The 5,224-nt window shown below is 67.7% G+C and carries 4 protein-coding genes and 1 pseudogene; 2 read left to right on the forward strand and 3 right to left on the reverse strand.

Annotated elements, in window-relative coordinates:
* Positions 1 to 88: 88 nt before the first annotated feature.
* Positions 89 to 235, forward strand: a pseudogene (locus AC2VON_RS06245) (IS607 family element RNA-guided endonuclease TnpB); the annotation flags it as partial.
* Positions 236 to 301: 66 nt separating this feature from the next.
* Here AC2VON_RS06245 and AC2VON_RS06250 read toward each other — a convergent pair.
* The 3 genes from AC2VON_RS06250 to AC2VON_RS06260 form a co-directional block, all read right to left on the reverse strand.
* Positions 302 to 1,018, reverse strand: a complete 717-nt coding sequence (locus AC2VON_RS06250; protein ID WP_486952162.1) for a cutinase family protein — start codon at positions 1,016 to 1,018, stop codon at positions 302 to 304.
* 118 nt (positions 1,019 to 1,136) lie between these two features.
* Positions 1,137 to 1,922, reverse strand: a complete 786-nt coding sequence (locus tag AC2VON_RS06255) for an RNA polymerase sigma factor SigF (RefSeq protein WP_486952163.1) — start codon at positions 1,920 to 1,922, stop codon at positions 1,137 to 1,139.
* Positions 1,919 to 2,356 (reverse strand): anti-sigma factor, encoded by a 438-nt coding sequence (locus tag AC2VON_RS06260; RefSeq protein ID WP_486952165.1) that lies wholly within the window; start codon positions 2,354 to 2,356, stop codon positions 1,919 to 1,921. Before AC2VON_RS06260 ends, AC2VON_RS06255 begins: the two co-directional genes overlap by 4 nt.
* A 484-nt stretch (positions 2,357 to 2,840) precedes the next feature.
* Between AC2VON_RS06260 and AC2VON_RS06265 the strand changes: the two genes are divergently transcribed.
* The coding region (locus AC2VON_RS06265) for a DEAD/DEAH box helicase (protein WP_486952164.1) at positions 2,841 to 5,224 on the forward strand (2,384 nt) is incomplete at its 3' end.

The raw sequence follows: 5,224 nt of genomic DNA on the forward strand, positions 1-5,224 counted from the left end.
TCTGGACCGCAACCGCCGAATCCATCCTCGCCAAAGTCCAGCGCGCACGCACAACACTCGAACAAGTAGTTAGCCAAAACTGAGACGGACCACTAGCGTCGTCGGCCCGATTGGGGCCGCCGATAAGCGTGGAGCCGACCGTAGGACCCGGCTCGGCCGGGCTGGTGGCTGCGAAGCGCGGAAGGGAACCGGCCACCAAGCCGGGGAACAACCCCGAGACGGGGTGCGAGTCGCGCGACCACTAACTAAAGATCACTCACTCGCAACGGCTGCCGGTTCAGGTTGGACGAGGCTCAAGCGCTCAACCCGAAGCGAGGTGACGCGCGACGAAGTCAGCGGCTTGGCTTTCCATGCCGTTCACCGCATACAGGGTGTGCGCGCCGGGATCCCCGCCGTCAGCCGAGCAGACGGGGTCACCGGGGGCACACAGGTCGAGGGTCTTGGGCGCAAACAGGTGACCGATAGTGATCGGCGGCCCGTCGTACCTGGCCAAGAACTCGCTGGAAGGTCTCCCGAAGAGCACGACCGCAGCGACGTGTTCAGCCACCTCCGGCACCATCGGCCCGGTGATGTCTGCCGGCAGGGTGTAGCCATCAGGGATTCGATCCGAGGTAACGTAACCCGCCACGGCTGCCCCCCGGGAGAATCCACCAAGCACCATCTGAGTTTCGGGGCAGTTGACGGCCATGGCGGCAACATGGCCGGCCGCGTCAACCACTCCGTCCGCGGCTGCGGGAAAGTCGAGATGGGCAGGGTAATTGACGGGGTACACCCCGAGGGACTTCCCGGCGACTTGTGAGCTGAGCGTATCGACGAACGCCTGTCCGGTCACACCGACGCCGGGTGGCTCCATCGCGCCGCGGGCGAACACCACCTCCACATCGGGGCATGCAGCGCCCACAGCGGAAGGAATGCCGATCGGTGAGTTCGGCGCCACCGCAGTTGTCACCGCCAGCACGGCGAGGCAGCGCGCCGCCTGCCGCACTCGCTCGACCTGAACCGAGCTGGTGATGCCCATTTCAGTTGCTCCATGTCGATTTCTTCTGGAAGATACCGCAGCTGGCCAAGCCCATCTCGACAATCCCTACCACTAGCTAGCAGCGGTCAGGTTCGGCGGACCTCGAACGGCGCGGCGACTATTGCAACTTCTCGCGCAGCCGGGCCAGCGCCTTGGCCAGCAAGCGGGATACATGCATCTGCGAGACACCAACCCGCTCGGCGATCTGGGTCTGCGTCATCGACTCGAAGAACCGTAGCACAAGCACCATCCGTTCTCGTTCCGGGAGGGCATTGAGCAAGGGGCGCAACGCCTCCCGATTCTCGATGCGCTCCATAGCGCTGTCGACATCCCCGAGGGTGTCGGCGATGGACCGGACGTCGTCCTCGCCGGTGCCGCCACCGCTGTCGATGGACAGTGTGTTGTAGGAGCTGCCCGCCACCAAACCCTCCACCACCTCGTCGCGACTCGTTTCAAGTTCTTGGGCAAGTTCTGACGCGGTGGGTGCCCGGCCGAGGCGTTGCGACAGTTCCGCGGTGGCCGCCCCGAGGCGCAGGTGCAGTTCCTTGAGCCGACGGGGCACTTTGACCGACCAGCTGTTGTCCCGAAAGTAGCGCCGAACTTCGCCCATGATGGTGGGCACCGCGAAAGCAGCAAAGTCCGACCCTGCGCCAACGTCGAAACGGGCCACCGCATTGACCAATCCGACCCGCGCCACCTGGACCAGGTCCTCGCGCGACTCGCCCCTGCCCTCGAATCGGCGAGCGATGTGGTCGGCCAACGGCAGGCACCGCTGGACGATCTTGTCTCGCTGCAAGCGGAACTCCCGTGATCCGGCGGCGAATTTCGCCAGCTCACGGAACATCTCACCAACGTCGGTGTACTCCGAACCTGGCCGCAAACCGCCTGCGGTGCGCGGTGTCACTCGTCAGAGCCCGCCCGCCGGGTCGTCAACGTCACGCCAAAGACCTGACCGGCCCCGCCGGGTTCGCGGCCGTCACGGAAGGTCTGCACGTCGTCGGTCAGCGCCGTCAGCACATACCAGCTGAAGCTGCCCGGAGCCATCGCGTCGAAGACGCTGCAGGCCGCGGAGGCCTGTATCACCACGTCGTCCTCGCGTGGGTCGATGACGACAACCAGTGTCGCTTTAGGTGTTGCCGAGCGGATCAGCTGGGTGCACACCTCGTCGACCGCCAGCCGCAAATCCGCCACGGTGTCGACAGTCAGATCCTCGAAGGCACCGACCGCGCCGACCAGCGTGCGCACCACTGCCAGGTTCTCCATCCGCGGCGCGATCCGTAGCTCTACAGCGCGGTCGCTGCACAGCCGGTCGTTTGGTTCGAGTTCGGCATCGGGCATGTGGCCTCCCGGCGACATCGGCGTCAGCCTACCGTTGAGGCAAGGTGGTTTGTGGAAACCGCCCTTTGGGTATCCGACGACTATGTACAACGTTGAGACCCAGGGGACACGACGCCGCGGCGGTTTGTCGCATCTCGCGGTGGCCACTGGAACAGTGCTGGCCATTTTGATGCTGCTCGCAGTCACGTGCTATGTCATTGCATTCTCGAGCCTTGCGCTCATGATGGCTTGACCGCGGCACGGTGACACTACCGGCTTCATGGGTGTTCGTCACGATGGAACGGATACCCGCTTGTCTGCGTGGGTAACCATAAACCATAAATGTAGTCGCAACAGAGCAAGAGACCATGTCGCAGCCGGGATGGCTACCCGGAAAGCCGCGGGCGATTCCGGTCCGGCGAGGCAAGGAAACGTTCTAGGAGTGACCGGTTAAACCAGCAACCTCGGCGGTGCGGCAGTCGCGTCGCATTGGCACGATGGCTAGGTGAGCACCGCGCCCGCCGACCCCCTGGCCCGGTTCGGCGCGCCGACTCGGGACTGGTTCGCCGGTACCTTCGCCGCACCGACCCCGGCGCAGGCCCAGGCCTGGCCGGCGATCGCCGACGGCAACAACACGCTGGTCGTCGCGCCCACCGGGTCCGGCAAGACGCTGGCGGCGTTCCTGTGGGCGCTGGATAGCCTGGCTAACCCGGCTCAACGCGCTGATGATCCAGGCACCGGCACCCGGGTGTTGTATATCTCGCCGCTCAAGGCACTGGCGGTCGACGTCGAGCGCAACCTGCGCACCCCGCTGGCCGGGATCCGCCGGATCGCGCAGCGGCGCGGCCTCCCGATACCGGAGATCACCGTCGGGGTGCGGTCGGGAGACACGCCGCCCGCGCGGCGCCGCCAGCTGATCGCCCAGCCGCCCGATGTGCTGATCACCACCCCGGAGTCGCTGTTTTTGATGCTGACCTCCGCGGCGCGGGCGACGCTGACTTCAGTGCGCACGGTGATCGTCGACGAGGTGCACGCGGTGGCCGGCACCAAGCGCGGCAGCCACCTGGCGCTGTCGCTGGAGCGGCTGGACGCGCAATCCGCCCGGCCGACGCAGCGGATCGGGCTGTCGGCCACCGTACGCCCGCCGGAGGAGGTCGCCCGGTTCCTGTCCGGCCAGTCCCCGACCACCGTCGTGTCTCCCCCGGCGGCGAAAGCGTTCAAGCTCACCGTGCTGGGGGTACCTCCCGCTCGCGGGGGAGTGCCGGTGCCGGATATGGTCAACCTCGCCGAGGCTCCCCCGCAAGCGGGTGGTACCCCCTCCATCTGGCCCGAGGTCGAGGCACGCATCGTCGACAGAATCGAAGAACACCGCTCGACGATCGTCTTCGTCAACTCCCGCCGGCTGGCGGAGCGACTGACCGCGCGGCTCAACGAAATCCACGCCGAACGCTGTGGTGTGCAGCTCGAGTCCGGCCCCAACCCGCTGGTCGCCGGGGGTGCGCCCGCGCAGCTGCTGGGCAGCGGCCACAGTCACGGTGCGCCGGCGATTCTGGCGCGGGCGCATCACGGCTCGGTTTCCAGGCAGACCCGCGCCGCCGTCGAAGAGGACCTCAAACACGGACGCCTCAAAGCCGTGGTGGCGACCTCCAGCCTGGAGCTGGGCATCGACATGGGCGACGTCGACCTGGTGATCCAGATCGAGGCGCCGCCGTCGGTGGCCGCCGGGCTGCAGCGCGTCGGTCGGGCCGGGCATCAGGTCGGCGAAGTCTCTTCGGGGGTGCTGATTCCCAAGCACCGCACCGACTTGATCGGCTGCGGGGTGGCGGTGCAGCGCATGCTTGCCGGGCAGATCGAGACCCTGCGGGTGCCCGCCAATCCGCTCGACATCCTGGCCCAGCACACGGTGGCCGCGGCCGCGGCAGAACCGCTGGACGCCGACGCCTGGTTCGACACGGTGCGCCGCGCCGCCCCGTTCGCCACCCTGCCGCGCAGCGCATTCGAGGCGACGCTGGACCTGCTGTCGGGTAAATATCCGTCCACCGAGTTCGCCGAGCTGCGGCCGCGGCTGGTCTACGACCGCGATGCCGGCATCCTGACCGCGCGGCCGGGCGCGCAGCGGCTGGCGGTCACCTCGGGCGGCGCGATCCCCGACCGCGGGCTGTTCGCGGTGTATTTGGCTGGCTCCGAAAAACCGTCCCGGGTAGGCGAACTCGACGAGGAGATGGTCTACGAGTCGCGTCCCGGCGATGTCATCTCGCTGGGCGCGACCAGCTGGCGGATCACCGAGATCACTCACGATCGGGTGCTGGTGATCCCGGCGCCCGGGCTGCCGGGCCGGTTGCCGTTCTGGCACGGCGACGGCGTCGGACGCCCGGCGGAGCTCGGTGCCGCGATCGGCGCATTCACCGGTGAGCTGGCCGGCCTGGACCGTGATGATTTCAGCAAACGTTGCGCGGCATTGGGTTTCGACGACTGCGCCGTCGACAACCTGTGGCAGCTGGTGGCCGATCAGCGCGCCGCGACCGCGGCGGTGCCCACCGACACCACACTGGTCGTGGAGCGGTTCCGCGACGAGCTCGGTGACTGGCGGGTGATCCTGCACTCACCCTACGGGCTGCGGGTACACGGCCCGCTGGCGCTGGCGGTGCGCCGCCGGCTGATCGAACGCTACGGCGTCGACGCGTTGCCGACAGCCTCCGACGACGGCATCGTGGTGCGACTGCCCGACACCGATATGGGCGTGCCTCCGGAGACCTCTGCGGTCCCGGGAGCCGAGCTGTTCGTCTTCGACGCCGACGAGGTCGAGCCGATCGTCACCGCCGAGGTCGGCGGCTCGGCGCTGTTCGCCGCCCGGTTCCGGGAGTGCGCGGCCCGCGCGCTGCTGCTGCC

The organism is Mycobacterium sp. TH-M82 (genome assembly GCF_057473605.1).